Consider the following 24,529-nt stretch of genomic DNA (forward strand, 5'->3'; position numbering starts at 1 on the left):
TGTTCGCGCCTTCGGAAACCAGTGTAGGGACGCAACTTCACAATGACAGCATGTTGCCGCTCAGTATCAGGAATTCTAATGATAGGTCACGCAGTCCATGAAGGGGCGCTTCGTTCGCGCTCGCATGAAGCATCCGACACGTCGCGCGTCATCGCGCCCATCGGCGACGCCGCGCGCGACGACGCATCTCCGGCATCGTCGCGCCCGGACCGGAGCGCTGCACGCACACGTTGGTCAGAACCGATGCAGCATGGCCTGAATGCGGGACGGATCCTTCGTCACCGTCAGTGCGAGCATGAGGAGAATGCGGGCCTTCTGCGGATTCAGGTCGTCGCCGAGAAGCCCGAGGTAGGCCGGATCGGCCGGCACGAATCCGCCGCCGGTTCGCGACGAGCGAACCACGATCGCGCCGTGCGCGATCGCCTGCTTGATCGCGGGAAGCGTCGCGAGCGATTCACTGCCGGCTCCGACACCGGCGACGACGATGCCCTGCGCGCCGTGTGCGATGGCCGCGTCGTACATGAACCCGCCATCGTTCTGATAGCCGTACACGATATCGACCTGCGGCAGCGCGTCGAGCTCCGACACGTCGAACGGCGTTGCCGTGGTGTGCGCCTTCAGGACGGACGTTTCGAAATGCGGCACCTCGTCGACCAGCGTGCCCAGATAGCCGGCATCGTTCCCTTTGAACGTATCCAACGTGGTGCCGTTGGTCTTCGTCGTGTAACGCGAGGCGCCGATCCGATCGTTCAGCACGATCATCACGCCGCGGCCGCGCGCGTCCGGAGAAGCGGCTACGGTCACCGCCTGCAGCAGGTTGCTCGGGCCATCCGCGCCGATCGCGGTCGACGGCCGCATCGAGCCGGTCACCACCACGGGCTTGTCGCTCTTGACGACGAGGTCGAGGAAATAGGCGGTTTCCTCGAGCGTATCCGTGCCATGGGTAATCACGACACCCGCGACGTCCGAGCGGGCGAGCAACTGATTCACGCGCCGGGCGAGCTTCAGGAGAATATCGTTCGTGATGTTTTCGCTGCCGACATTCGAAATCTGCTCGCCGGATACCTGCGCAATCCTGCGCAGCGACGGCACCGATGCGAGCAGCGCATCGGCGGTCAGAACGCCCGGCTTGTAACCCGTCGTTTGCGTTTCACTGCTGGCGGTACCCGCGATCGTGCCGCCGGTCGCCAGCACCGCGACATGCGGCAGTTCGCCGGCCGCGTTCGATTGCGCCATCGCCGGTGCCGCCGACAGCAAGCCAAACGCGAGGCAGGCGCAGAGCCCGCGCAGGAAGTGGTATGTAAAAGCCCGGTTATGTCTCACAGCGGCCCCCATTCGAGAAGGACGAAAAAGGAATAGCGCGCCGGCATGGCGCACTATCCGACCCGGAAATCGGCGCGTCCTTGCTTGACGCCCCAATCCGACCCGAACGAGTGTAGTGACACCTTCGCGTGCCAAAATATATGCCCCCGCATTATTAGAAAAACTGAATGTCCAATGCGCGGGCGATAAAGACCGGCACGCCGTCGCACAGCCCCGGGGTCGTGCGCGCGATCCAGCGAATCGGACGAACTCGTCCGCCGCTCACCCCACCGCCCGCACATGATCGAGCAGCGCCTGCAACGGATGGCGCAGCTGCTTCGACGACAGCCGTTTCACCTGGCTGCGGCACGAATACCCGGTCGCCAGCGCCTCGCCTTCCTGTTCCGCCCCGTCGACGTGCGCGGCCCACGACTGCGCATAGATCGTCGTCGACGTCGCGAGGTTGCGCGCCTCGTGCCCGTACGTGCCCGACATCCCGCAGCACCCGGCTGCCTGAACCTGCAAGCGCAGCCCGCGACGCACGAACACCTGCACCCATTGCTTGCCGCTGTCCGGCGCATTGGTTTTCTCGGTGCAGTGCGGCAGCAACCGATATGAAACCGTCGCCCCGCCCGCACCGGCTTCCGGCAGCGCATCCAGCAACCATTCCTGCGGCAGCGCGACCTTCGGCACGTCGGCGAGCCCCGTCACCTTCAGGTATTCCTGCCGATACGTGAGCGTCATCGCCGGATCGAGACCGACCAGCGCGACGCCCGAGCGCGCCAGCGCGGCCAGTTGCGTCGCGTTGCGGATCGCGGCCTGTTCGAATGCGTGAAGAAACCCCTGCACGTGCAGCGCCTTGCCGTTCGGCGCGAGCGGCGCGAGCCACACCTGAAAGCCCAGGCGCGCCGCCAGCTCGATCAGCGTCGCCAGTTGCTCGGTATCGAAATAGCGCGTGAACGTGTCCTGCACGATGACGACGCTGCGCGCGCGCTGCGCATCGCTCAACGCGGCGAGCGCCCGCGGATCGGCCGGCTTCACGTTCCATGCGCGAATCACGGCCGCGAGATCGAAGCGGCTCAGCAGCGGGCTATCGACCATGCCGATCTTGCGCTCGAGCAGCGTCCGCACCCAGCCGGCTCTCATCAGCCCGTTGTACAGCGCGGGCACGCGCGCCATCCACGGCATCGTGAATTCGAGCGAACCGATCAGGTAGTCGCGCAGCGGCCGCAGGTAGCGCTGGTGATACAGCTCGAGAAAACGCGAGCGAAACTCGGGCACGTTCACCTTGACCGGGCACTGCCCCGCACACGACTTGCACGCGAGGCAGCCAGCCATCGCGTCGTACACCTCGTGCGAGAAATCCGTGTCGCCACGACGTGCGTTGCGGCTGTTGCGCCAGCGCTCGGCCAGCCCGCGCAGGAACGGCTGCCGCGTGCGCGCCGCCGCGACGACGTCGACGCCGGCCTGCCCTTGCAGACGCAACCATTCGCGCATCAGCGACGCCCGCCCCTTCGGCGACTGCACGCGTTCGCGCGTCGCCTTCCACGACGGGCACATCGCGTCGTCCGGATCGAAGTTGTAGCACGCGCCGTTGCCGTTGCAATGCATCGCGGTGCCGTAGCTCTGCCACACGCGCTCGTCGATCTGCCGGTCGTGATCGCCGCGCGTCGGCACCTCGTCGATCTTCAGCAATCGCAGCGTGGGGTCCGGCGGCGTCGCGATCTTGCCCGGGTTGAACTGGTTGTGCGGATCGAACGCGGCCTTCAACTGCTGCAACGACGGGTACAGCTCGCCGAAAAACGCCGGCGCATATTCGGAGCGCACGCCCTTGCCGTGCTCGCCCCATAAAAGGCCACCATGGCGCTGCGTGAGTTCGGCCACCGCGTCCGACACGGGCCGCACCAGCGCCGCCTGCTTCGGGTCCTTCATGTCGAGCGCCGGGCGCACGTGCAGCACGCCCGCATCGACGTGGCCGAACATCCCGTACTGCAGCCCGTGGCCGTCGAGCAGCGCGCGGAATTCGGCGATGTACGCGGCGAGGTTCTCGGGCGGCACCGCGGTGTCCTCGACGAACGGTTGCGGACGCGCCTCGCCCTGCACGTTGCCGAGCAGGCCGACCGCGCGCTTGCGCATCGCATACACGCGCTTCACCGCATCGTCGCCGGCCGCGAGCGTATGGCCGAGACGCTCCACGCTCGTGTCGGTGCGCAGATGCTCGACGAACGCGCACACGCGCGCATCGACATCGTGTTCGTCGTCGCCGCTGAATTCGATCAGGTTGATGCCGAGCGTCGGACGCGCGTCGTCCTGCGGGAAATACTCGGCCACGCTGCTCCACACGAAGTCCTTCATCGCGAGCATCAGCACCTTCGAGTCGACCGTCTCGATCGACAGCGGCCGGTGTTCGAGCAGCGCGCGTGCGTCGCGCAGCGCGTCCATGAAGCCCGCGTAACGCACGTTGACCAGCACCGAAAACTTCGGGATCGGCAGCACGTTGAGCTTCGCCTCGACGACGAAGCCGAGCGACCCTTCCGCGCCGCACAGCACGCTGTTCAGGTTGAAGCGGCCGTCCGGTTCGCGCAGGTGTGCGAGGTCATAGCCGGTCAGGCAGCGGTTGAGCTTCGGAAACTTCGCGTCGATCAGCGCCGCCTTGTCGTCGCTGATGCGCCGTGCGGTGCGATATACCTTGCCGACGCGGTCCTGCCGCGCGCAGCGGCGCTCCAGTTCTTCATTATCGAGCGCGTCGCTGTGCAGCCGTTCGCCGCCCATCAGCACGAAATCGAGTTCGAGCACGTGGTCGCGCGTCTTGCCGTACGTGCAGCTGCCCTGCCCGCTCGCGTCGGTGTTGATCATCCCGCCGACGGTCGCGCGGTTCGACGTCGACAGCTCCGGCGCGAAGAACAGCCCGTGCGGCTTCAGCGCCGCATTGAGCTGATCCTTGACGACGCCCGCCTCGACACGCACCCAGCGCTGCGCGACGTCGATGTCGAGGATCCGGTTCATGTTCCGCGACAGGTCGACGACGATGCCGTCGGTCAGCGACTGCCCGTTGGTGCCGGTGCCGCCGCCGCGCGCGGCCACCGCGACGTCGCGGTGCGCGGGCTCGGCCAGCAGCCGGGCCAGCAACTGGACGTCCTCCGCATGCGCGGGGCAGATCACCGCCTGCGGCAGGCGCTGGTAGATCGAGTTGTCGGTGGCCTGCACGGTCCGGTTCGCGTGGTCCGCACGAATTTCCCCGGCGAAGCCGGCCGCCTGCAGCGCGGCGAGAAAATCGCGGTACACGTTCGCGGACGGGCTGGCAGGACGGGGCAACGGGACGATCGACATGGGGCAAAAACGCAATGTGGGTGGAGCCGGCCGGTTCGCGCGCGCCAAAACATGATTTTTTGGCAAGTTTCCGCACAACCGGGAATTCCAGTATCTTTGGATCTTCCGCCATAAACAAACGAATTCTCACCCGACGAATCTTGCATAAAACTCATGAATTACCGTCGCCTCACCCCGTCGATGTCGCTGCTGCTCGTGTTCGAGGCCGCCGCGCGGCATGAAAGCTACACGCGCGCGGCCGACGAGCTGTCGCTGAGCCAGAGCGCGATCAGCCGGCAGGTCCAGACGCTCGAGGATCAGCTCGGCGTGGCGTTGTTCCGGCGCGAGGGCCGCTCGGTCAAGCTGACCGAAGTCGGTCGCCGCTACTTCGTCGAGCTGAGCGGCGCGCTCGGGCGCATTCGCGGCGCGACGCTGCAGGCGATGTCGCACCAGGCGGGCGCCGGCTCGCTGCGGCTGGCCACCCTGCCGACCTTCGGCTCGAAATGGCTGCTGCCGCACCTGCACGGCTTCTACGCCGCGCATCCGGGCGTGACCGTGCACCTTCATTCGCGAATCGGCGCGATCGATTTCCTCACCGACGACCTCGACGCGGCGATCACCGTCGGCGCCGGCGACTGGCCGGGCCTGCACGCGCACCGGCTGTACAACGAGTTCCTGATCGCGATCGCGCCGCCCGCCACGGGCCGCGGCCGCAAGGCCGACGCACGCACGCCGGCCTGGGCCGCGAAGCAGACGCTGCTGGGCGTGACGAGCAATCAGCAGGCCTGGGCCGAGTGGTTCTCGCACTATCGGCTCGATCATCGCCAGATGCGCATCGGCCCGAGCTTCGAGCTGACGTCGCACCTGCTCCAGGCCGTGCATGCCGGAATGGGGATCGGGCTGGTGCCGAAGGTGCTCGTGGAGGACGAATTGAGCCGCGGCGAACTCGACGCGATCGGCGACGCGATTACCAGCCAGCGCAGCTATTACCTCGTCTACCCGCCGGGCAACGAGACGCTGCCGTCGCTGGTCGCCTTCCGCGAATGGTTGCTGACGTCGTGCTGACGTGCCACCGGCGACGTGCCAGTCAGGCGCGCCATTCGCCGAGAATCTGCTCGGCGAGGTAATCGCACGGCGGGCGCGCGGACTGCGCGCTGCGCGCAAGCACGACCTCGAGTTCGCCGAGCGACGGCAGCCCGTGGCTCTCCGACAGCTGCAACAGATGATCGGGCACGCAGCAGCGCGCGAGCGGCGCGATGGCGAGGCCGGCCTCGACCATGCTGAGCAGCCCGAGAAAGCTCGGGCTCTCGTATGACATCCGGTACGGAATCTTGCGCCGGTTCAGCGCCTTGATCGCATGATCGCGCGCCATGCTGCCGTGTGCGAACAGCGCCACCGGCAGCGGCCGCTCTTCCCACACGTTCCGTTTCGGCGATCCCGTCCAGACGATCGGCTCGAGCCGGATCAGCTCGCCGGACACGCCCTTGACGCGGGTCAGGCACGCGAGGTCGACCGTGTTGTCCTTCAGCATCGGCACCAGCGCGCTGCTCGGCTGGCCGATCACGCGCACTTCCACGCGCGGATGCATCGCGGCGAACTTGCCGAGCACCTGCGGCAGCAGCGACGAGATGTAGTCGTCGGGCACGCCGATCGTCACGCGGCCGCGAATCTCGGGACGCACGACCGACGCCCACGCCTCGTCGCGCATCGCGAGCATCCGGCGGCCGTAGTCGGCGAGCATCCTGCCGTCGTCGGTCGCCGTCACGTTGCGCGTGTCGCGGATGAACAGCGGCTTGCCGAGCGCGTCTTCCAGCGTCCTGATCTGCATGCTCACCGCCGACGGCGACCGGTGCACGGCCTGTGCGCCCTGCGCGAACGATCCTGATTCCGCGACGGCCACCACCATCGCGAGCACATCGAGGTCGAGCTTCTTCATGTTGGTTCAGAAAAACTGATCAATCGATTCAGTTTATCCCGTTTTACTGCTCACCTCCATCGCCGGACAATGAATTCCGTCAGCACTCACTCGATGCAGGAAGCGGAAAACATGCACACGTCCGGATCGCTCTACGGGTTTCTCTTCATCGGCGGCATGCTCGCGGTCACGCCGGGGCCGAACATGGTCTACGTGATGTCGCGCTCGATCGCGCAAGGGCGGGCGGCAGGGCTCATCTCGCTCGGCGGCGTGATGATCGGCTACCTGTTCTACATGTTCGCCGCGGCGTTCGGCATCACGACGCTGTTCATGAGCGTGCCCTATGCGGGCAGCGTGCTGGGCGCGGTCGGGGCGACCTATCTGCTGTACCTCGCATGGCAGGCGGTGCGGCCCGGCGGCCGCTCGCCGTTCGAGGTGAAGACGCTGCCGAACGAGCAGCCGCTGCGGCTGCTCGCGATGGGCGCGACGACCAGCGTGCTGAACCCGAAGCTCGCGATGTTGTTCGTGTCGCTGCTGCCGCAGTTCATCGACTACGGGCAAGGCAGCGTGTTCGGCCAGTCGCTGGTTCTCGGCTCGCTGCTGATCGCCGCGTTCGCATCGGCCAACGGGCTGGTGGCGGTCTGCTCGAGCAGCCTCGCGAAGTTCCTGCACGGCCGCCCGACGCTGCTGCTCGCGCAGCGCTGGGCGATGGGCATCATCCTCGGCGGCCTTGGCGTGCAAATGGTGATCGAGGCATCGAAGATGGCGGGCATCGCGTGATGCGTCGTGCCGCCGCGCGGGCCCGCACGATCGCGGGCCGCGCGCTTGCGGCGAGTCACAGCGTCACGCGGCAACGGCCTGCCGCTGCGCCTCCAGTTCACGCACGAGCGGCAGCACGCGCTTGCCGAAGTACTCGACTTCCTCGATGAAGTGCAGGAACCCGGCCAGCACGAGATCGACGCCGATCGCCTTCAGCGCGACGATCCGCTCGGCGATCTGCTGCGGCGTGCCGATCAGGTTCGTGCGAAAGCCGTCGTTGTACTGAACGAGATCCTCGAACGTCGATTTCGCCCAGTTGCCCTCGCCTTCGGGCGACGCCTTGCCGGCCTGCTTCACCGCATCGCCGAACGCGTGCACGGCCTCGACGTGCGCATGCCGGATGATGTCGTCGAGCACGGCCTGCGCTTCTTCCTCGGTGTCGCGCGCGATCACGAACGCATTGACGCCGATGCGCACGCGATGGTTGTTCGCGGCCGCCTTCGCGCGGATGTCGTCGATCTGCGCCTTCAGGTTCTCCGGCGTGTTGCCGTTCGTGAAATACCAGTCCGACACGCTCGCCGCGTTGTCGCGCGCCGCGCGCGAGCTGCCGCCCTGGAAGATTTCCGGGTGCGGCTTCTGCACCGGCTTCGGGCTCAGCGTGTAATCGTTGAAGCGGTAGAAGTCGCCCTTGAACGTGAAATTGTCCTGCGTCCAGATGCCCTTGAGCGCCTGGATGAATTCCTTCGAACGCCGATAGCGTTCGTCGTGCTCGAGCCACGGCTCGCCGATCGCGGTGAATTCGCCCTTGAACCAGCCGCTCACGACGTTGATCGCGATGCGCCCGTTCGAGATGTGGTCGATCGTCGCGAGCTGCTTCGCGACCACGGCCGGATGCCATGGCCCCGGCAGGATCGCGGCGAGCACCTTGAGCTTCGTCGTCGCATGCAGCAGCGCCTGGCTGAACGACACCGACTCGTGCTGGTATTCGGCGCCGTAACCGGCCGTAAAGCGGATCTGGCTCAGCGCGTAGTCGAAGCCGGCCGCTTCGGCCGTGCGCGCGAGCTTTTGGTTGTATTCGAGGCTCCAGTCGGTACGCTGCTCGATCGTGCTGACGACAAGGCCGCCGCTGACGTTCGGCACCCAGTACGCGAATTTGACGCCGTCGGCGGAAGGGTCGGGAAGGCTCATGAAGGTGTCCTGGTCGAAAGGGAAACGAAAAGCGGCTCACGCGGCCGCGACGGAAAGCGCATGCGGGCGCAGCTGCGGCACCGCGCGGTCCACGGCGAGCGCGATGCGCTCGCGCAACGCCGGGCTGGCGATCTGGTACTGATCGAAATCGCTTTCGGACGCATACACGCCGATCGGCAGCGTGCGCGCCTGGAAGAAGCTGAACAACGGGCGCAGCTGGTGGTCGATCACGAGCGCATGACGCTCGCTGCCGCCGGTGGCCGCGAGCAGCACCGGTACGTCGACGAGCGCATCGTGACGCACGAGGTCGAACAGATGTTTGAAGAGGCCCGTGTACGACGCGCGATACACCGGGCTCGCGACGACGAGCGCATCGGCCGTCTCGATCGCGCGGATCAGCACATCGAGATCGGCCGGCACCTGCGCGCGCGTCAGCGCGCCGGCCAGCCGGCTGCCGATCTCGCCGAGTTCGATCAGCCGCGTATCGATCGGCAGCGCCGCGCCGAGCGTCGTGACGATCGCGTCGGTCAGCACCAGCGTGCGCGACGGCCGCTGCAGGCTGCCCGATATCGCGACGACGTTGAGGGTGTGGCTCATGCAATGCGTTCCCGTGGTAGAGCCGCGTGCGGTGCGGCGATACCGGTTCGGGTCAGCAAGGAGCGTGCCATTAGCGCGGGTGCATGACGGAAAAGTCGTCTGCATCACGAAACTTTTCGCCATCGCCCGCCAGAAATGGCGCTCGGCCAAATACGCAACAGTGGCAAGCGTTCCGGCTCGCGCGTCACATCGATATTCCGCCACACGATGAACCGGGGGCAGCGAGTCTGCTGATGTACTGCTGATCAGGCAGCAGCCCATCACGCGCGATAACGCCCAATTCGACGTCGTGACGGCACCGCACCGCCGCTCTTCCGCACCATTGCTGGTTCCGCAGCAATCGCGCTTTGGTTATCAGAAATCGATGCTTTTCGCGCACGGCGAAACGTTCAACACTCTGCTGACCACGCAGCAGCCGGCCCGCTTTGCCCGGCCATCCAACGGTTCATCGCCATGACTTCCATTTCCGCATCGCCGCGCCCGCTCAACCTTCGTGTCGTCACCGCTTCCCGCGACCCGGCCGGGCTTCAGCCCGCCGAGCGCGCGGCGCCCGTGCTCACGCTGCCCGAACGTCACGCGCCGGCCCGCGCGCATGCGCAGGTGTTCGCCGATCCGCGTTCGCTCGCGCTGCTCGAACAGGTTCGCAGCGTCGCGCCGAGCGACGCGAACGTACTGATCGTCGGCGAGACAGGCACCGGCAAGGAACTGATCGCGCGCCACGTGCACGAGCTCGGCGCCCGTCGCGACGGGCCGTTCGTCGCGGTGAACTGCGGCGCATTCTCCGAAACGCTTGTCGACAGCGAACTGTTCGGCCACGAGAAAGGCGCGTTTACGGGCGCATTCAGCGCGAAGCCCGGCTGGTTCGAAGCCGCGCACGGCGGCACGCTGTTTCTCGACGAAATCGGCGACCTGCCGCTCGCGATGCAGGTCAAGCTGCTGCGCGTGCTGCAGGAACGCGAGGTCGTGCGGCTCGGTTCGCGCACGGGCATTCCGGTCGACGTGCGCGTGGTCGCGGCGACCAACGTCGACTTGCAGCAGGCGGTCGCGGCCAGGCAGTTTCGCGGCGACCTGTTCTACCGGCTCAACGTCGTGCAGCTCGCGGTCCCGCCGTTGCGCGACCGCCCGGGCGACATCCTGCCGCTCGCGCGCCACTTCTTCGACATTTATCGCGACCGGCTCGGCGGCGGGCCGCGCCGCCTCGATCCGCGCGCCGAGCGCCGGCTCGAGGCACACGGCTGGCCCGGCAATATCCGCGAACTGGAGAACGTGATCCATCATGCGCTGCTCGTGAGCCGCCACGACGCGCTGCAGGACACCGACCTGCACATCGCGCCGCCGTGTCTGCTGGCCGTTGCCGCGCCCGTAGCCGATTCGTCCACCGACGCACAGGCGGCGCTCGAACACGCGCTGCGCGACCTGTTCGACGACGGGCACGGCAACCTGTTCGAACACATCGAGGACACGGTGATGCGTGTCGCGTTCGAATTCAGCCACCGCAACCAGATCCGGGCCGCGCAGCTGCTCGGTATCAGCCGCAACGTGCTGCGTGCGCGGCTGATTCGCGCGAAGGCGATCACCGCGCTGAAATAGCGGCGCCCGGCGCGCCGCCGTTCCGCCCGGCGCCATGGCGCCATCGCCGCGATCCGTGTCGCGACGTCCGAACCTGATGTATCGTGGCGCGAAGCGTACGCTTCGTTGCGCGCCCCGCATCCGGTCGCCCGTTACACGACCGTCCGCGACAGGCAACAGGCCACGCACGATCCTCCGCAACACGAAAGCCGTCCAGCGCCCGTGCGCGCCCGGCCGAGCCCTGTTCACCCGTCCGGAACCCGTCGCCATGAAAAAGCTTGTGAACCGCCCGTCCGACGTCGTGCGAGAAGTGCTGGAAGGCATCGCACGGCAATCGCCGCATCTCGCGATCCTCGGCGACGAGCACGTACTCGTCCGCCGGCCGCTGCCCGAGCCGTCGCAGCGGCCGGTCGCGATCCTGTCCGGCGGCGGCAGCGGCCACGAACCCGCGCACGGCGGCTATGTCGGCGAAGGGATGCTGAGCGCGGCCGTGTGCGGCGAAGTGTTCACGTCGCCGTCGACCGACGCCATACTCGCCGCGATCCGCGCGAGCGCCGGCCCGAACGGCGCGCTGCTGATCGTGAAGAACTACACCGGCGACCGGCTCAACTTCGGGCTCGCCGCCGAACTGGCGCGCGCGGAAGGCATTCCGGTCGAAACCGTCATCGTCGCCGACGACGTGTCGCTGCGCGGCCGCGTCGAGCGCGGCCAGCGACGCGGGATCGCCGGCACCGTGCTGATCCACAAGCTCGCGGGAGCGGCCGCCGCGCGCGGACTGCCGCTTGCCCGTGTCGCGAGCATCGCGCGCGATGCGGCGGCCGAACTCGGCACGATGGGTGTCGCGCTCGACGGCTGCACGATCCCGGGCGCCGACAAGTCGGGCTTCAGCCTCGCCGATCACGAGATCGAGCTGGGCCTCGGCATCCACGGCGAGAAAGGCGTCGAGCGCCGCGCGCCGCTGCCGGCCGATGCGCTGGCCGACACGCTGCTGTCGAGCATCGTCGCCGATCTCGTGCTCGACCGCGACGAACGCGTCGCGTTGTTGGTCAACGGCCTCGGCGCGACGCCGGACATGGAACTCGCAATCGTGCTGCGCGCCGCGTTCGACAACCTGAGCCGGCGCGGCATCGTCGTCGCGCGCGCGTGGGCCGGCACGTTCCTGTCCGCGCTGAACATGCCGGGCTGCTCGATCTCGGTGCTGCGGCTGAACGACGAGCGCGCGGCGCTGCTCGACGCGCCGACGCAGGCGCGCGCATGGCCGGGCGGCGGCCTCGTGAACACGCAGATTCGCGTGGCCGCGGCCGCGTCGCAGGACGCGCCGCTGCCACCGCTCGATGCGGCCGGCCGTGCGTGGGCCGCGCGCCTGCAACCGGCGCTGCACGCCGTGGCGCAGACGCTGATCGACCACGAGCAGACGCTGACGGATCTCGATGCGGCAGCCGGCGACGGCGATCTCGGCGCGAGCATGCGGCGCGCCGCGCAGGCGATCCTCGAATTGCCCGACACCGCGTACGGCACGCCGTCCGGTGCATTCGCGGCGCTCGGCGCGGCGTTGCGCCGCGCGATCGCCGGCAGCTCCGGGCCGTTCTATGCGACCGCCCTGCTGCGCGCGTCGCGCCGGCTGGCCGATATCGCCGAGCCGTCGCCGCGTGATTGGGCCGCGGCATTCCGCGCGGCGGTGGATGCGATCAGCGAACTCGGCGGCGCGCAGGCAGGCGACCGGACGATGCTCGATGCGCTGGTGCCGGCCGTCGACGCATTCGGCCGGGCGCTCGATAGCGATCGCGATCCCGCGAGCGCATGGACGGCGGCCGTCGACGCGGCCGAGCAAGGTGCGGAGGAAACGGCGCGCATGACGCCGCGCGCGGGACGGGCCAGCTATCTCGGCGAGCGCGCGATCGGCACGCCGGACGGCGGTGCGGTGGCCGTGTCGTACTGGTTGCGCGCGTTGCAGCCGCACGTGCGCTGAACGGCACCGTGCGCGTCAGCCGGCCGCTGGCGCCTTCGTCCGCCCCGACAACAGCATCGCGCCGGCCAGCGCCGTGCCGAAACTCGCGAGCCAGCACCAGTAGCCGATTGCATCGAGATAAACCGGCTCGACGCTGCCGGCCTCGTTGACCATGATCTGGTGCTGCGACAGGAAGCTCAGCCCGAACAGCAGCGCAAGCGCGGCCAGCACGGCCGCCTGCACGCGCAAGCGCTTCACGGTCAGTAACCACGCGCCGAACACGAGCGGATTCGCGAGCCACGCATAAATGCCGACGAGCACGCCCGTCCAGCCCGTCAGCAGCACCTCCCAGCCATCGGCCCATGGATGCGGATTCGGCGCGCCGGTGCGAAACGGCGCGGTGAACATCGCGACGAGATAGAGCAGCATGCTGGCGACGAGCAGCGCGGTGGTCACACGGCTCATCGGCTCGCGGATGGATGCGGAGGAAGGCGTGGTCGGGGTCATGATGGCGTCGCGAACGGGACTCGCCGCGATTCTGCCACACGCGGCCCGGCCGGCTGCCCGCTCAACCGTTTCCGTCGAACCGGTACAGCGCCGCCGGCGTATCGACCAGTACCTGCCGGCGTCCGGCGTCGTCCGGCAACAGCGTCGCCAGGTACCGGTACGCGAGCGCATCGTCGACCGCCGCCTCGTACCCGACATGCGGCCAGTCGCTGCCCCACACGAGCCGCTGCGTACCGAACGCGTCGCGCAGCGCGCGCATCGCCGTCAGCCCGGACGCTTGCCAGCGGTCGGGACGGTCGTTCCGGTAGGCGCCCGACACCTTGACCCACACGCGCTGGGTCGCCGCCGTCGTCAGCAGGTAGCGGAAGCCGGGATCGTCGATCCCGAGCCGCGGATCGGGCCGGCCAAAATGGTCGAGCGAGACGTCGACGCCCGCATCGAGCAGCGGCGGCATCAGCGCCGGCAACCGTGCGGCCTCCGCATGCAGCTCGACCTGCCAGCGATGCGCGCGCAGCAGCGGAAACAGCGCGCGCCACGCCGCGCCGGCGAAATCCGGATCGCGTTCGCCGATCAGGTTCAGCCGGATCCCGCGTACGCCGAGCGGCGTCCATGCGGCAACCTGCTCCGCATCGCGCGCGGGATCGATCACGACGATGCCGCGCAAGCGCGCGGGCTGCGCGCGCAGCGCGGCAAGCAGATAGCGGTTGTCGGTGCCGAGAAAGCTCGGCTGAATCAGCACGCCGTTCGACATGCCGTGCCGGTCGAGCATCGCGAGATACTGGTCGAGCGACGCGTCGTACGCGATCGTGTAGCGATGGCCCGGCACGAGCGGCAGCGATTTCAGGAACACGTGCGCATGCGCGTCAACGCCGGTGATCGCGCGTGTGCCCGGCGTCGCGCCGGCGCATCCACCCAGCACCTCGGCCATCGCGAGTCCGGCGAGTGCGCGGTTGAACGAGCGCCTCGAAATCATGGGTGTCTCCTGTATTTTTTCGATTGAGGTGAACGGCACGGCCCCGCCGGCCGCGAAGCGGCGCATCAGCCTACATCGTGCGCGCGACGAGGAATATCGGGACGAACGACAGCACCGTCGACAGCGCGACGACGAACGCCATCAGCCGATGGTTGCCGCCGTACTGCGTGGACAGCACGTACGAGTTGCTCGCGCACGGCAGTACCGAATAGAGCAGGATCAGGTTCCCGGACAGCGGCGTCACCGCGAACGCCTTCGTCGCGGTCAGCGCGAGCAGCGGAAAGCCGACCAGCCGGATCGCGGTGGTCACGAGCCCCGCGCGCACGAGTGCCGCCTCCTTGCGCGGCAGCGGCAGCCGCAGCGCGGCGCCCACGCAGATCAGGCTCAACGGCAGAGCGGCGCCGCCGAGCACGTCGACGGTCTGGTCCACGGCGGCGGGCAGGCGCCAGCCCGTCAGGTTCAGCACGATCCCGAACGCGCTCGCGACGATCAGCGGATTCGCCGCCACCTTGCCGACGATCCGCACGAGCCCGCGGCCGCCGGCCTGGCCATGCTCGAACGACAACAGCACGAGCGTGTTCGAGATCGCGACCATGTACGCGACGACGACCGCCGCGATCCCGTAATCCGCGCGGCTCAGCAATCCCGACGCGACCGACAGGAAGATGTAGCTGTTGAAGCGGATCGAGCCCTGGACGATCGACGTGAACGACGCGTGCGGCACCGCACACCATCGGCAGCCGAGCACGACGGCGGCCAGCACCGCGAGCGTCAGCCCCGTCAGCAGCACGATCGTCGATTTCGACGACGCGTCGAGCGGCCCGGCCAGTCCGATCGAATGCACGAGGAAGGCGGGAAACAACACGTAGTGGGTGAGCTTTTCGGCGGACGGCCAGAATGCCGCATCGACCAGCGCGATGCGGCGCACGGCGATGCCGATGCAGATCAGGGCGAAGGCGGGTGCGACGGCGATCCAGGCGAGTTCGGTATGCATGGTTGGACGGATTCGGAGAGGGAAGCAGCGGGCAGGTCGGCCCGAGTGCCGAGGAGTGGCTCGGGTGCGGTCGTCGCGGGATCGGGTTCGAACGGCAACCCGACGGCGGCGAGCGCCTCGTACGCGAGGGCAGGCGCGAAACGCACGCCGGAGCCCGACGCGCCCGCCACCGCGCAGCCGTGGCGGCCGATCGGCGCGACCCGCGGATTGCGGTCGGCCGTGTAACCGTCGACCGCCGTGCGCGCGGCGAGATGGGCATCGCGCAGGCCCGGAAAATGACGGTCGAGCAGCGCGTGCGCGAGGGCGCGCTCGGCGGCGCTCGGCGCGACGCGTGCGCCGGCAGCGCAGCCCCACGCGTGCGACGTGATGCTCAGCAGCCAGCCGCGCCGCGCATGCATCGGTGCGAGAAACGCCTGCGCGTCGGGCAGGTAGACGACCGGCGCGTCCGGCGCGGGCGGCAAGCCGCGGCCGTCGACATCGAACGCGACGATCTTCTTCGTGACGATGTCGGTTCGCGCGTCGCCGGCGGCCTCGCCGTCGACCGCCGGCCACGGGCCGCTGGCGCGGATGAGCCGGTCTGCGCGCAGCGTCACGCCGTGGGCGACGACGGTCCAGCCGCCGGCATCGTGCGTCACGTGCGTGACCGGCGCATCGAAGCGCTCGACGGCGTGCGCGCCCGTCAGGTAGTGCGCGACCAGCCGCGGCACGTCGACCAGCCACGCGCGGCCGCTGTGCCACAGATGCGCGCCGGCCGGCAACGCGCCGAGCAGTGCGGCGACAGCGGCCGGCGGATTGTCGGCCACCGGCGGCTCGAGCAACGGGCCGCCCGCATCGGGTGCGTCCGCAACGAAGGCGAACGGCGCGGCGCGCACGCAGCATCCGGCCCGCGCCCACGCACCGTAGTACGCGTTCGCGACCAGCGATCGGGCGCGGCGCTCGCCGCTGCCGCAGAACGGCGTGATCACGCCGGCCGACAGCGCCGTGGCCGTCTGCACGGCCGGCCGCGCATCGAACACGGCAATGCGCAACGCACCCGCATGCCGCGCCGCCACGTGCGCGATCGTCGCCCCCGTCACGCCCGCACCGACGATCGCGAGATCAACCCGCATCGGCCTGCCACCAGACGGTGCTGATCACGAGCGGCGTCGCGCCGTCGTTCTGCACCTGGTGCGAGCGGTGCGATTCGAAATACAGCACGTCGCCGGCCCGCACGCGCACGGGCTCGCCGTCGTAGGTCAGCCGGCCGCTGCCCTGCGCGATCATCCAGCATTCGCGTACCGCATGAACATCCAGCCGCGACGTGCAGTTCGGCTCGACCGTAAACAGGCCGCCGCGAAACGGAATCTCGCCGTCGCCGAGCCCGGCGAAATCGGCCTGGCGCAACACGACGCCACGCACATGCGACTCCGGCGGCAACGCGCCGACGTGCGGAAACTTACGCGCGCTCATCGTGCACCTCCTCGCCGACGAGGCCCAGTTCCGCGAGAATCGCGTCGCGGTCGCGATCGAGCGCCGGCGCGGCCCGGCGCGTGGCCGGATCGGGGCAGCCGGAGATCTTGATCGGCGTCCCGACGAGCCGGTACGGGCCGACGTCGGGATCGTCGACGTCGATCAGCATGTTGCGCGCGGCCGTCTGCGGATGAACGACGGCCTGGTCGACCCGGTTGATCGGGCCGGCCGGCAACCCCGCGCGCGCGAACCGCTCGCACCAGGCCTCGACGCCGTGCGCCGCCAGCAACCCGTTGAGCGTGCGTTCGAGTTCGGCCTCGTGATCCTTGCGCGCCTCGCCGCCCGCGAAGCGCGGATCGGCCGCGAGCGCCGGCACGCCGAGCGCGTCGCACAGCAGCCGGAACAGCTTGTCGTTGCCGGCCGCGATGATGAGCGGGCCGTCCGCCGCGCGGTAGACGCCGAACGGCGGCGCGATCGCCGGCCGATAGCTGCCGACCGGCCCCGTGACCTCGCCGGTCGCGAAGTAACGGCCGATGAAATATTCCATCAGCGCGAGCTGGCAGTCGAACATGCCGATGTCGACCTTCGAGCCCTGCCCGGTGCGACCGCGCCGCACGAGCGCCATCAGCAGCCCGGTCGTCAGGAACAGGCCGGCCGCCAGATCGCCGATCGACGGCCCGACCCGCACGGGCATGCGCCCGGGCTCGCCCGTCACGCTCATGATCCCGCCGATCCCCTGGACGATCATGTCGTATGCACGGTGATCGCGATACGGTCCGGTATGGCCGAACCCCGATGCGCTGCCGTAGATCAGGCGCGGGAAGCGCGCGTGCAGCGTGTCCCAGTCGTAGCCGATGCGCGCCATCGTGCCGGGCCGGAAGTTCTCGGTGACGACGTCGGCCTTCTCGAGCAGCGCGTCGAGCACGCGGCGGTCGGACGGGTCCTTCAGGTCGAGCGCGATGCTCTCCTTGCCGCGGTTGAGCGACGCGAAATACGCGGACTTGCCGCCGTACCACGGGCCGTACGCGCGTGCATCGTCGCCGGTCGACGGCCGCTCGACCTTGATCACGCGCGCGCCGTGATCGGCCAGCAGCATCGTGCAGAACGGGCCGGCCAGCACGCGCGTCAGGTCGACGATCACGAGCCCTTCGAGTGCGCCTTCCATCATGCGACCTCCCGCATGCCGGGCTGCAGGACCGCCGCCAGATCTCCCGGCGTGACCGGGTCGAAGCTCGCCAGCGGCGTGACGACCGGCGACGACAGCCGTGCGAAGTCGCCCGCGTTCGGCTCGCCGCGCAATCCGAGCGCACGCCACGCGGTCTGCGCGAGCGCCGGCATCAGCGGCCACGCGAGCAGCGCGAAACCCTTGGTCCAGCCGTACAGGTCACCCGCCGCGCGCGCGCCGCCGAAGCGCGCGCTCCAGCGCTCGACGATGCCGGCCAGCGCCGTCGGGTCGAACGTCGCGAAAGCCATCGCGCGCTGCGCGTCGCGCCACGCCGCCTCGGCTGCCCGCGCCGTCTCGTCGGTCGGCACGCGCGCCGCGAGCGGCCCGCCGATTGCCTCGGCCACATGCCGCTGCACCGTCGCGTACGGCCCGTTCACGAAGCGGCAGAACGCATCGCGGTCGAAGTCCGTGCGTGCGTCGACCGGGTTGGTCGACGCGACGAAGAAGCGCACTGCGTCGGCCGGCACGCGCGTGCGCGCCGCGAGATCCTCGACCCAGATCGCCCAGCGCAGGCTGGTCGAGAACTTGCGCCCTTCCAGCGTGTAGAAATGATTGATCACGAAGCGGTCGAACGGCTTCGACACGCCGTCGGCCATCGCCATCGCCTGGATGCCGACCAGGTGCGACACGCAATTGTCGATCCCGAATCCGTTGACGGTGATCACGTCCGAATCGCGATCGAACGGGTTGGCGCGCAGCCCGTGCCTGCGTGCATAGAGATCGCCGACGAAGCGGATCGCGCCGAACAGCAGCCCGTGCCCGAACAGCGTGCGCGGCTCGCCGTCGAGCACATACGGCAACCCCCAGCCGGCGTGGCTCGTCAGGCGGAAACGCGCGCCGTCGCGCGCCAGATGGCGGCGTGCGATGTCGACGAACACCGCTGCGGTCTCGGTGCCGGTCAGTTGCGCGAGCAGCGCGGCGGGATCCGTGATGTCGAAGAACAGGTTGTCCTGCTCGCGCATCGCGAGCGTCTCCCCCCAGCGCGCCGACGGTTCGCGCACGTCCTCCGGCTGGAAATGCGCGCCGCAGTCCTCGCAGAAGAATCCCGACACGTCGCGCGCGCACTGCGGGCAGCGGCCGAGCAGGAAACTGCCGGTCACGTAACCGTCGCGCGCGGCCGAATACGGCAGGCGCTCGCGCACCGTCGACACGCGCCGCTGCGCGGCCAGCCGTGCGACGAGCCCGTCGTGCGCGGCGAGGTACGCGTCGTGATGCGCATCGCCGAGCGGATCGACGAACAGGTCGACGTCGATGTTCATGTCGGCGAGATCGTCGACGATGCCCGCGCAGCTCTGCCGCGCGAGCGCCGCCGCGTCGATGCCGGCCTGCCCGGCGCGCAGCGGGATGTAGGAATCGTACGGGTCGCTCGCACATGCGATGCGCGCGACCTCGCCGCGGCTGCGCAGATGGCGCGCGAGCATGTCGAGCCGCAGGTACGGGCCCGCGATATGACCGAGGTGCAGGCGCCCGTTCGGCGCCGGCATCGCGGGCACGAGCAGGTAGTGGCGCGGGTCGCGGATCGTGTCGATCGGCATGATGGCCTCCGGGTCAGTCCAGCGTGACGGTCACGTCGGCCGCGAGTTCGCGCAGCAGCGCCACGATGTCGCGGTCGAGCTCGCACTGTGCGATCAGGTACGCGATCTCGTACGCCTTGAACACGTCCTTCGGCAACGCCATCTGCGCGCCCTTGCCGGCGACGACCTGCAGGAAGCGCAGTTCCGGCCGCCGCCACAGCCGCTCGAAGCCCTCGACGCGGGCGATACGGCCGAGCCCCGGCGGCATCACGATACGCTGGCCCGCGCGCGTCGATGCGGTGCCGAGCCGGTCGTCGAGCGGACCGTCGATCGCGCCGCGCGCGAGATCGAGCACGGTGCGGTACGGCGAGAAGCCCGCGACGCTGTACGGGATCAGATGCGAGTTGATGAACTCGCCGCCGAGCCGCCCGCCGATCTCGAGAATCTTCGGGCCGTCGCGCGTCACCATCACGTCCGCGTGGAAGCCGCACCAGTCGATGCCGGTCGCCGCGACGCCCGCGCGCACCATGTCGCGGATCGCCGCCTGCGTGTCGGCCGGCAGCAGCGACGGCGTCACGTTCTCGTACTGGATCGGGATCGACCGGTCGAAGGTCTTGTCGATGATCGCGTTAATCGCGACGCGGCCGTGCGCGACGACGCCGGACACCGAATGCTCGCTGCCCGTCAGCTGCTCCTCGAGCAGCGCGTGATCGCCATACAGGCTGAACATCTCGCCCTTCTCCGGCGAGTTGTACGCGCGAAACGCGCGATAGACCTCGACGGGGTCGGCGTGCGCATCGACCGGAAAGATGCCGCGGCTGCCGGAGTTGCCGGCCGGCTTGAGCAGCGCGGGCGCGCCGATCCGTTTCAGCGCGGCGGTGAATTCGGCTTCGCTGCCGACCACCGCATAGCGCGGGTTCGCGTTCGGCACCGCGTCGAGCACGCGGCGGGTCGCGGCCTTGTCGCGCACGTTGAGCGCGGCGTCCGGCGCCGTGCCGCGCAGGCCGAGCCGATGCGACAGCCGGCTCGCGAGCACCACTTCGAGATCCTTCCACGCGACGACGCCGGACAGCTCGACGCGATGTTCGCGCAGGTAGTCGAGAATCGTCCGCTCGGCCGCGTCGTAATCGCCGAGGCGCGTCGGAATGATGCCGGCGCAGCCGAACGAACGGAACGCGTCCGGCGTCGGCGTCGCCACATAGAGGGCGAGCCCGAGGCTGCGCGCCGCGTCGATTTCGGCGATCCGCTCGCCCGGAAGCGCGCGTGTGTCGAGATACAGCATGGCCGGTGCATGGGTCATGGCGGGGTGCTCCTGTCAGTTCACGAGTTGTTGGGTGGCGGCCTGCGGCGCGTCGCGGTGCGGCCAGTCGACGAATCCGGGCGGCGTGCCGACCTCGTAGATGGACGCGCCCGCGATCGCGTTCGCGATCCGGCCGCTGCGCCACGCGGCAAGGCTCAGGTTCGGGTCGGCGATGCCGCGCGTCGTGCGCGCGGCGTTCTGGAAGAAAATCCGCGCGGCGCTCGGCCGGTTCCAGCGCACCGCATAGTCGTCGTCGAGTTCCGGCGCGCCGTTGCGCGTGTGCATCTCGAAGCGCAGCGATTCGAGCGCACCGGGCATCTGGAATTCGCTGCCCGTCGCGAGCAGCACGACGTCCGCGTGCAGCGGCGCATGCACGCCGGTGCCGTCGTCGACGCTCAGCACGAAGCCGCCGTCCGCGCGGTGCAGGTTCGCCATGCTGCGGCCGGGCATCAGCGCGCAATGGCCGGGGCGTCCCTCGATGTGCGTGATCTCGTAGAGCCGTTGATAGATTGCCGTCAGCAGCGGCAACGTGACGCCGTCGCTCGCGAGGCGCTGTGTCTCCAGCGCGTCGCGCTTGCGCTGCGGCGACAGCCGCGAGAAATGTTCGTTGTATTGCGGCACGAACCATTCGTTGACGAACGGCGAGTCGTCCATCGGCAGGAAGTTCTCGCGCCGCGTCAGCCATGCGATGTGCGCGGGCGCGGCGTCGCCCGTCAACCCGAGCAGGTGCAGCGCGAGCTCGGCGCCGCTCTGGCCGCCGCCGACGATCGCGACGCGCCGGCCGGCGAGCGCCGGTCGCACGGTGCAGAACTGCGACGAATGCAGCACGTCGGCGCCCAGGTGCGGCCGCGCACAGGCAGGCACGGTCGGGCGCAGGCCGACGCCGACCACCAGGTTCGCGGTGCGCACGACACCATGCGAGGTCGTGACGCGCAGCGCGCGCCCGTCGCGCACGACGCTTTCGACTTCGCAGTCGAACCGCAGGTTGTCGAGCGACGCGCACACCCACTGCATGTACTGTTCGAACTCGCGGCGGCGCACGGTCGGAAAGCGTGCGTTCGCGAACGAGTACAGCCGTTCGGTGCGTTGCAGGAACGCAATGAACGAGTAGCGGCTGCACGGGTCGGCCAGCGTCACGAGGTCCTTCAGGAAGCTGGTCGTCAGCGACGAATCGGCGAGCATCAGCCCCGGATGCCAACGGAACTCGGGCCGGCGCTCGACGAACAGCGAACGCAGGCCGTCCAGCGGCGCCAGCAGCGCCGCCAGGCTCAGGTTGAACGGACCGACGCCGATGCCGAGCACGTCGACTTCTTCGCCGGCGAATGCCCGCGGCTTCGCGCCGTCGAGCGTCTGGAATTCGAAAGTGTTCATCGCGCCTCCCCGGCACCGGTGATCGAATCGTGAAAGGCAACGTCGTCGGCGTGGCCGAGCACGCGCGCGGCCAGCGCCGCGCCGCCGTGAACGGCCGCGGCGATCCCGCTGCCGCAATAGCCGCCGCACCAGCCGAGCCGCCCGGCCATGCCGACGTGCGGCACGCCGAGCGCGGTGAAGCCGAGCGGCGCGGACCACACGTGTTCGACGCCCACATGCTCGAGCGCCGGGAAATACGCGGCGAGCCGCGCGCGCAATGCGGCTTCGACGCCCGCGGGCGGCATATCGGCCGACAGGCCGAGCCGGCTGCCGAACAGCAGCCGCCCGCTGTCGTCGAGCCGGAAATAGTCCTTGTCGGCGGACAGCGTGCCGTACACGCGCGGCTGTCGCGAAATGCGGCGCCGCGCCACGTCGTCGAGGATGCGGGTCGCCAGCAGGTGCGTGCCGTAGCGTTCGAGCGGCGGGCGCACGTCGGCCGGCAGCAGCGGCCACGCGTCCTCCGCGCACACCAGCACGGTGCCGGCGTCGAGCGTCGCGCCGCCGAGGTCTAGCACGGCCGCTCCGGGCGCGAGCCGCACGGCGTGCACGCGCGCGCCGCGCCGGATCCGCACGCCGAGCGTCGCGGCCCGCATCCGCATCGCATCGCGGAGCGCGCGCGGCCGGATCAGCGCGAAGCGCAGGTTCAGCAGCCCGGCGATCGCGTGTGCCGCGCCGGTTTCCTGCGTGACTGCCTGCGCGTCGAGCCACCCGACGCACGCATCCTGCTGCGCCGCGTAGTGCTCGAACCGGTGCGCCAGCTGCACCGCCGACGCGTCGTCGCACGCGAGCGTGATGTGGCCCGGATGCGCCCAGCCGCATGCGAGGTTGCGGTCGTCGGCGAAGCGCTTCAGGTACGCGATGGCCTGCGCCGCCGTGCGCTCGGCGGCCTGCGCGTGCGCGGCTGAAACCGGGCCGCGCGGCAACGCTGGCGCGACGCTCGCGACCGAACCGAAGTTGAATGCGCTCGGTACGTCGCCCGGCGGATCAGCGTCGCAAACGTCGACCGTCGCGCCCTGCTCCGCCAGGTGGATCGCGGCGGACAGCCCCGTGTAGCCGCCGCCGACGATCGCGACGTCGGCGGTTCGTGTGCCGGGCGTCCTCATGCGTGCTCCGGCTGGTGTCGATGCGCGTCGACGAATGCGCGGTACGGCGCATCGAAGAAGAACGCGGGCTCGCCATCCGGCGGTTCGAGCTGGTCCAGCCAGCAGGCCGTCGCCGAATACTTCGCGAGAAAGGGCCGGCGCAGCCAGCGCGGATCGCGCGCCTGCAGGAAATTCAGCAGGAAGTAGCGCTGCCCCTGCAGCTCGAGCGTGCCCGCGACCTCGACCTTGCCGGGGCCTGCGCTCATCGACGGGCCGCGCGCGCTGCGCGCAAGCCCCGACACCGATGCGACCGCGGTGTTGTAGAGGTCGAGTGCCCGCGCGAGCGGCAGCTCGAAATAGCCGCGCGGCCCCGTATCGCGCTCGACGAACATGTAGTACGGCACGATGCCGAGCCGCACCTGCCCGACCCAGTTGCGCCGCCAGACTTCCGCGTCGTCGTTGATATGGCGCAGCACGGGCCCCTGCGAGCGGATCACGACGCCGATGCGACGCAGGTTCGTCACGGCCTGCTCGGCGATCTCCGTCGACAGTTCGCGCCAGTGGTTCAGGTGCGCCATGACGGTCACGTTGCGCCCGGCATCGATCAGCGTGCGCAGCAGCGCGAGCAGCTCGGGCGTATCCGGATCGCTGACGAAACGGTACGGCCAGTAGGTCAGCGCCTTCGTGCCGATCCGGATGTTGCCGACATGCTCGAGCCCCGGCTCCAGCAGCGGCATCAGATACTCGCGCAGGCGCGCCGCGCTCATCACCATCGGATCGCCGCCCGTCATCAACAGGTCGGTCACTTCGCCGTGCGCGCGCAGGTACGCGTGCAGCCGCGCGGCTTCGCTCGACGCAAATTTCAGCGACGCGTCGCCGACGAACTGCGGCCAGCGGAAGCAGAACGTGCAGTACGCGTGACAGGTTTGCCCGTGGCTCGGGAAGTACAGCACCGTCTGCGCATACTTGTGCTGGATGCCCGGGCAGGGCTCGCCGTCGAGCGCCGGCTCGTTGAGCCGCTGGTCCGCCGGATGCGGGTTCATCCGCGCGCGCAGGCGCCCGACCAGCGCGTCCAGGTCCGCATGGCGCGCCGCGTCGCGCGACAGCACGGCCAGCTCCCCGAGATCGTCGGGCGCGAGCATGTCGGGCTGCGGAAACGTCAGCCGGAACAGCGGATCGTCCGGTACGTTCGTCCAGTCGATCAACTGCTCGACGACATAACGGTTGACCTTGAACGGCAGCACGCGTGCGACCAACCCGATCTGCTCGCGCATCGGCGGCGGCAGCATCGCGAGCTGCGGGATGTCGTCCAGCTTCGACCGGTTGTACGCCTTGAACACGGGATGGACCGGGATCGACGGCCGCGGCGGCGCGCCGCCCGGCACGCCGTCGTGCGTGGATATCCGTTGGCCCTCGGATAGTTCGATCATTGACTCGACTCCATTTTTTTAGATGTACTAATGTGTGTCGTGTGTCTCGTCTGCTCCG

Annotated in this window: 20 protein-coding genes; 4 read left to right on the forward strand and 16 right to left on the reverse strand. The window is 69.2% G+C overall.

The window, feature by feature from the left end:
* Positions 1–234: 234 nt before the first annotated feature.
* Both HWX03_RS07140 and HWX03_RS07145 read right to left on the reverse strand, forming a co-directional pair.
* On the reverse strand, positions 235–1,377 hold the full coding sequence (locus HWX03_RS07140; protein ID WP_279612217.1) for a type II asparaginase: 1,143 nt from the start codon (positions 1,375–1,377) through the stop codon (positions 235–237).
* Positions 1,378–1,584: 207 nt separating this feature from the next.
* Positions 1,585–4,632 carry an FAD-binding and (Fe-S)-binding domain-containing protein gene (locus HWX03_RS07145; protein WP_175870810.1) on the reverse strand — a complete coding sequence of 1,016 codons (3,048 nt, stop codon included), beginning with the start codon at positions 4,630–4,632 and terminating at the stop codon, positions 1,585–1,587.
* A 153-nt stretch (positions 4,633–4,785) separates the two neighbouring features.
* Between HWX03_RS07145 and HWX03_RS07150 the strand changes: the two genes are divergently transcribed.
* Entirely contained in the window at positions 4,786–5,676 is an 891-nt protein-coding gene (locus HWX03_RS07150; protein WP_175870811.1) for a LysR substrate-binding domain-containing protein, read from the forward strand.
* Positions 5,677–5,698: 22 nt separating this feature from the next.
* On the opposite strand, the gene HWX03_RS07155 is transcribed toward HWX03_RS07150, so the two are convergent.
* Positions 5,699–6,547 (reverse strand): LysR substrate-binding domain-containing protein, encoded by an 849-nt coding sequence (locus HWX03_RS07155; RefSeq protein WP_175870812.1) that lies wholly within the window; start codon positions 6,545–6,547, stop codon positions 5,699–5,701.
* Between the two features lie 111 nt (positions 6,548–6,658).
* On the opposite strand from HWX03_RS07155, the gene HWX03_RS07160 reads away from it, so the two are divergent.
* On the forward strand, positions 6,659–7,306 hold the full coding sequence (locus HWX03_RS07160; protein ID WP_175870813.1) for a LysE family translocator: 648 nt from the start codon (positions 6,659–6,661) through the stop codon (positions 7,304–7,306).
* A 63-nt stretch (positions 7,307–7,369) separates the two neighbouring features.
* Here the strand turns inward: HWX03_RS07160 and sfnG are convergent, their stop codons facing one another.
* Both sfnG and msuE read right to left on the reverse strand, forming a co-directional pair.
* On the reverse strand, positions 7,370–8,473 hold the full coding sequence (sfnG, locus tag HWX03_RS07165) for a dimethylsulfone monooxygenase SfnG (protein ID WP_175870814.1): 1,104 nt from the start codon (positions 8,471–8,473) through the stop codon (positions 7,370–7,372).
* 36 nt (positions 8,474–8,509) lie between these two features.
* Positions 8,510–9,070: an FMN reductase gene (gene msuE / locus HWX03_RS07170; RefSeq protein WP_175870815.1), complete on the reverse strand. Its 561-nt coding sequence runs from the start codon at positions 9,068–9,070 to the stop codon at positions 8,510–8,512.
* A 453-nt stretch (positions 9,071–9,523) separates the two neighbouring features.
* Here msuE and HWX03_RS07175 point away from each other — a divergent pair, with 453 nt between their 5' ends.
* Both HWX03_RS07175 and dhaL read left to right on the forward strand, forming a co-directional pair.
* Positions 9,524–10,660: a sigma 54-interacting transcriptional regulator gene (locus HWX03_RS07175; protein ID WP_175870816.1), complete on the forward strand. Its 1,137-nt coding sequence runs from the start codon at positions 9,524–9,526 to the stop codon at positions 10,658–10,660.
* Between the two features lie 247 nt (positions 10,661–10,907).
* Entirely contained in the window at positions 10,908–12,608 is a 1,701-nt protein-coding gene (gene dhaL, locus HWX03_RS07180) for a dihydroxyacetone kinase subunit DhaL (RefSeq protein ID WP_175870817.1), read from the forward strand.
* A gap of 15 nt (positions 12,609–12,623) precedes the next feature.
* On the opposite strand, the gene HWX03_RS07185 is transcribed toward dhaL, so the two are convergent.
* The 11 genes from HWX03_RS07185 to HWX03_RS07235 form a co-directional block, all read right to left on the reverse strand.
* Complete coding sequence (locus HWX03_RS07185; protein WP_175870818.1) at positions 12,624–13,094, reverse strand: hypothetical protein; 471 nt, start codon at positions 13,092–13,094, stop codon at positions 12,624–12,626.
* Between the two features lie 61 nt (positions 13,095–13,155).
* Positions 13,156–14,067 carry an amidohydrolase family protein gene (locus HWX03_RS07190; RefSeq protein ID WP_175870819.1) on the reverse strand — a complete coding sequence of 304 codons (912 nt, stop codon included), beginning with the start codon at positions 14,065–14,067 and terminating at the stop codon, positions 13,156–13,158.
* 70 nt (positions 14,068–14,137) lie between these two features.
* On the reverse strand, positions 14,138–15,061 hold the full coding sequence (locus HWX03_RS07195; protein ID WP_059241116.1) for an AEC family transporter: 924 nt from the start codon (positions 15,059–15,061) through the stop codon (positions 14,138–14,140).
* Positions 15,013–16,170 (reverse strand): FAD-dependent oxidoreductase, encoded by a 1,158-nt coding sequence (locus tag HWX03_RS07200; RefSeq protein WP_175870820.1) that lies wholly within the window; start codon positions 16,168–16,170, stop codon positions 15,013–15,015. The genes HWX03_RS07195 and HWX03_RS07200 overlap by 49 nt, the downstream gene beginning before the upstream one ends.
* Positions 16,160–16,510 (reverse strand): cupin domain-containing protein, encoded by a 351-nt coding sequence (locus HWX03_RS07205; protein ID WP_174386210.1) that lies wholly within the window; start codon positions 16,508–16,510, stop codon positions 16,160–16,162. Before HWX03_RS07205 ends, HWX03_RS07200 begins: the two co-directional genes overlap by 11 nt.
* A complete protein-coding gene (locus HWX03_RS07210) occupies positions 16,497–17,678 on the reverse strand; it encodes a CoA transferase (RefSeq protein WP_175870821.1) in 1,182 nt (393 codons plus the stop codon). Before HWX03_RS07210 ends, HWX03_RS07205 begins: the two co-directional genes overlap by 14 nt.
* Positions 17,675–19,270, reverse strand: a complete 1,596-nt coding sequence (locus HWX03_RS07215) for a methionine--tRNA ligase (RefSeq protein ID WP_175870822.1) — start codon at positions 19,268–19,270, stop codon at positions 17,675–17,677. Before HWX03_RS07215 ends, HWX03_RS07210 begins: the two co-directional genes overlap by 4 nt.
* Positions 19,271–19,283: 13 nt before the next feature.
* Positions 19,284–20,549: an ATP-grasp domain-containing protein gene (locus tag HWX03_RS07220; protein WP_175870823.1), complete on the reverse strand. Its 1,266-nt coding sequence runs from the start codon at positions 20,547–20,549 to the stop codon at positions 19,284–19,286.
* A gap of 15 nt (positions 20,550–20,564) precedes the next feature.
* Positions 20,565–21,920 (reverse strand): SidA/IucD/PvdA family monooxygenase, encoded by a 1,356-nt coding sequence (locus HWX03_RS07225; RefSeq protein WP_175870824.1) that lies wholly within the window; start codon positions 21,918–21,920, stop codon positions 20,565–20,567.
* Positions 21,917–23,062 carry an FAD-binding oxidoreductase gene (locus HWX03_RS07230; RefSeq protein ID WP_175870825.1) on the reverse strand — a complete coding sequence of 382 codons (1,146 nt, stop codon included), beginning with the start codon at positions 23,060–23,062 and terminating at the stop codon, positions 21,917–21,919. The genes HWX03_RS07225 and HWX03_RS07230 overlap by 4 nt, the downstream gene beginning before the upstream one ends.
* On the reverse strand, positions 23,059–24,471 hold the full coding sequence (locus tag HWX03_RS07235) for a lysine 2,3-aminomutase (protein ID WP_175870826.1): 1,413 nt from the start codon (positions 24,469–24,471) through the stop codon (positions 23,059–23,061). Before HWX03_RS07235 ends, HWX03_RS07230 begins: the two co-directional genes overlap by 4 nt.
* Between the last annotated feature and the right edge of the window lie 58 nt (positions 24,472–24,529).

It is taken from the genome of Burkholderia sp. BCC0397 (genome assembly GCF_902832865.1).
GTDB lineage: Bacteria > Pseudomonadota > Gammaproteobacteria > Burkholderiales > Burkholderiaceae > Burkholderia.

What these genes read in the sequence shown, in the direction of transcription:
- HWX03_RS07190 (WP_175870819.1), bottom strand. Translation starts at nt 14,067, where the DNA reads ATGATTTCGAGGCGCTCGTTCAACCGCGCACTCGCCGGACTCGCGATG.
- HWX03_RS07205 (WP_174386210.1), bottom strand. Translation starts at nt 16,510, where the DNA reads ATGAGCGCGCGTAAGTTTCCGCACGTCGGCGCGTTGCCGCCGGAGTCG.
- HWX03_RS07210 (WP_175870821.1), bottom strand. Translation starts at nt 17,678, where the DNA reads ATGATGGAAGGCGCACTCGAAGGGCTCGTGATCGTCGACCTGACGCGC.
- HWX03_RS07195 (WP_059241116.1), bottom strand. Translation starts at nt 15,061, where the DNA reads ATGCATACCGAACTCGCCTGGATCGCCGTCGCACCCGCCTTCGCCCTG.
- msuE (WP_175870815.1), bottom strand. Translation starts at nt 9,070, where the DNA reads ATGAGCCACACCCTCAACGTCGTCGCGATATCGGGCAGCCTGCAGCGG.
- HWX03_RS07185 (WP_175870818.1), bottom strand. Translation starts at nt 13,094, where the DNA reads ATGACCCCGACCACGCCTTCCTCCGCATCCATCCGCGAGCCGATGAGC.
- HWX03_RS07155 (WP_175870812.1), bottom strand. Translation starts at nt 6,547, where the DNA reads ATGAAGAAGCTCGACCTCGATGTGCTCGCGATGGTGGTGGCCGTCGCG.
- HWX03_RS07175 (WP_175870816.1), top strand. Translation starts at nt 9,524, where the DNA reads ATGACTTCCATTTCCGCATCGCCGCGCCCGCTCAACCTTCGTGTCGTC.
- HWX03_RS07145 (WP_175870810.1), bottom strand. Translation starts at nt 4,632, where the DNA reads ATGTCGATCGTCCCGTTGCCCCGTCCTGCCAGCCCGTCCGCGAACGTG.
- HWX03_RS07225 (WP_175870824.1), bottom strand. Translation starts at nt 21,920, where the DNA reads ATGAACACTTTCGAATTCCAGACGCTCGACGGCGCGAAGCCGCGGGCA.
- HWX03_RS07235 (WP_175870826.1), bottom strand. Translation starts at nt 24,471, where the DNA reads ATGATCGAACTATCCGAGGGCCAACGGATATCCACGCACGACGGCGTG.
- HWX03_RS07160 (WP_175870813.1), top strand. Translation starts at nt 6,659, where the DNA reads ATGCACACGTCCGGATCGCTCTACGGGTTTCTCTTCATCGGCGGCATG.
- HWX03_RS07220 (WP_175870823.1), bottom strand. Translation starts at nt 20,549, where the DNA reads ATGACCCATGCACCGGCCATGCTGTATCTCGACACACGCGCGCTTCCG.
- HWX03_RS07150 (WP_175870811.1), top strand. Translation starts at nt 4,786, where the DNA reads ATGAATTACCGTCGCCTCACCCCGTCGATGTCGCTGCTGCTCGTGTTC.
- HWX03_RS07200 (WP_175870820.1), bottom strand. Translation starts at nt 16,170, where the DNA reads ATGCGGGTTGATCTCGCGATCGTCGGTGCGGGCGTGACGGGGGCGACG.
- dhaL (WP_175870817.1), top strand. Translation starts at nt 10,908, where the DNA reads ATGAAAAAGCTTGTGAACCGCCCGTCCGACGTCGTGCGAGAAGTGCTG.
- HWX03_RS07215 (WP_175870822.1), bottom strand. Translation starts at nt 19,270, where the DNA reads ATGCCGATCGACACGATCCGCGACCCGCGCCACTACCTGCTCGTGCCC.
- HWX03_RS07230 (WP_175870825.1), bottom strand. Translation starts at nt 23,062, where the DNA reads ATGAGGACGCCCGGCACACGAACCGCCGACGTCGCGATCGTCGGCGGC.
- sfnG (WP_175870814.1), bottom strand. Translation starts at nt 8,473, where the DNA reads ATGAGCCTTCCCGACCCTTCCGCCGACGGCGTCAAATTCGCGTACTGG.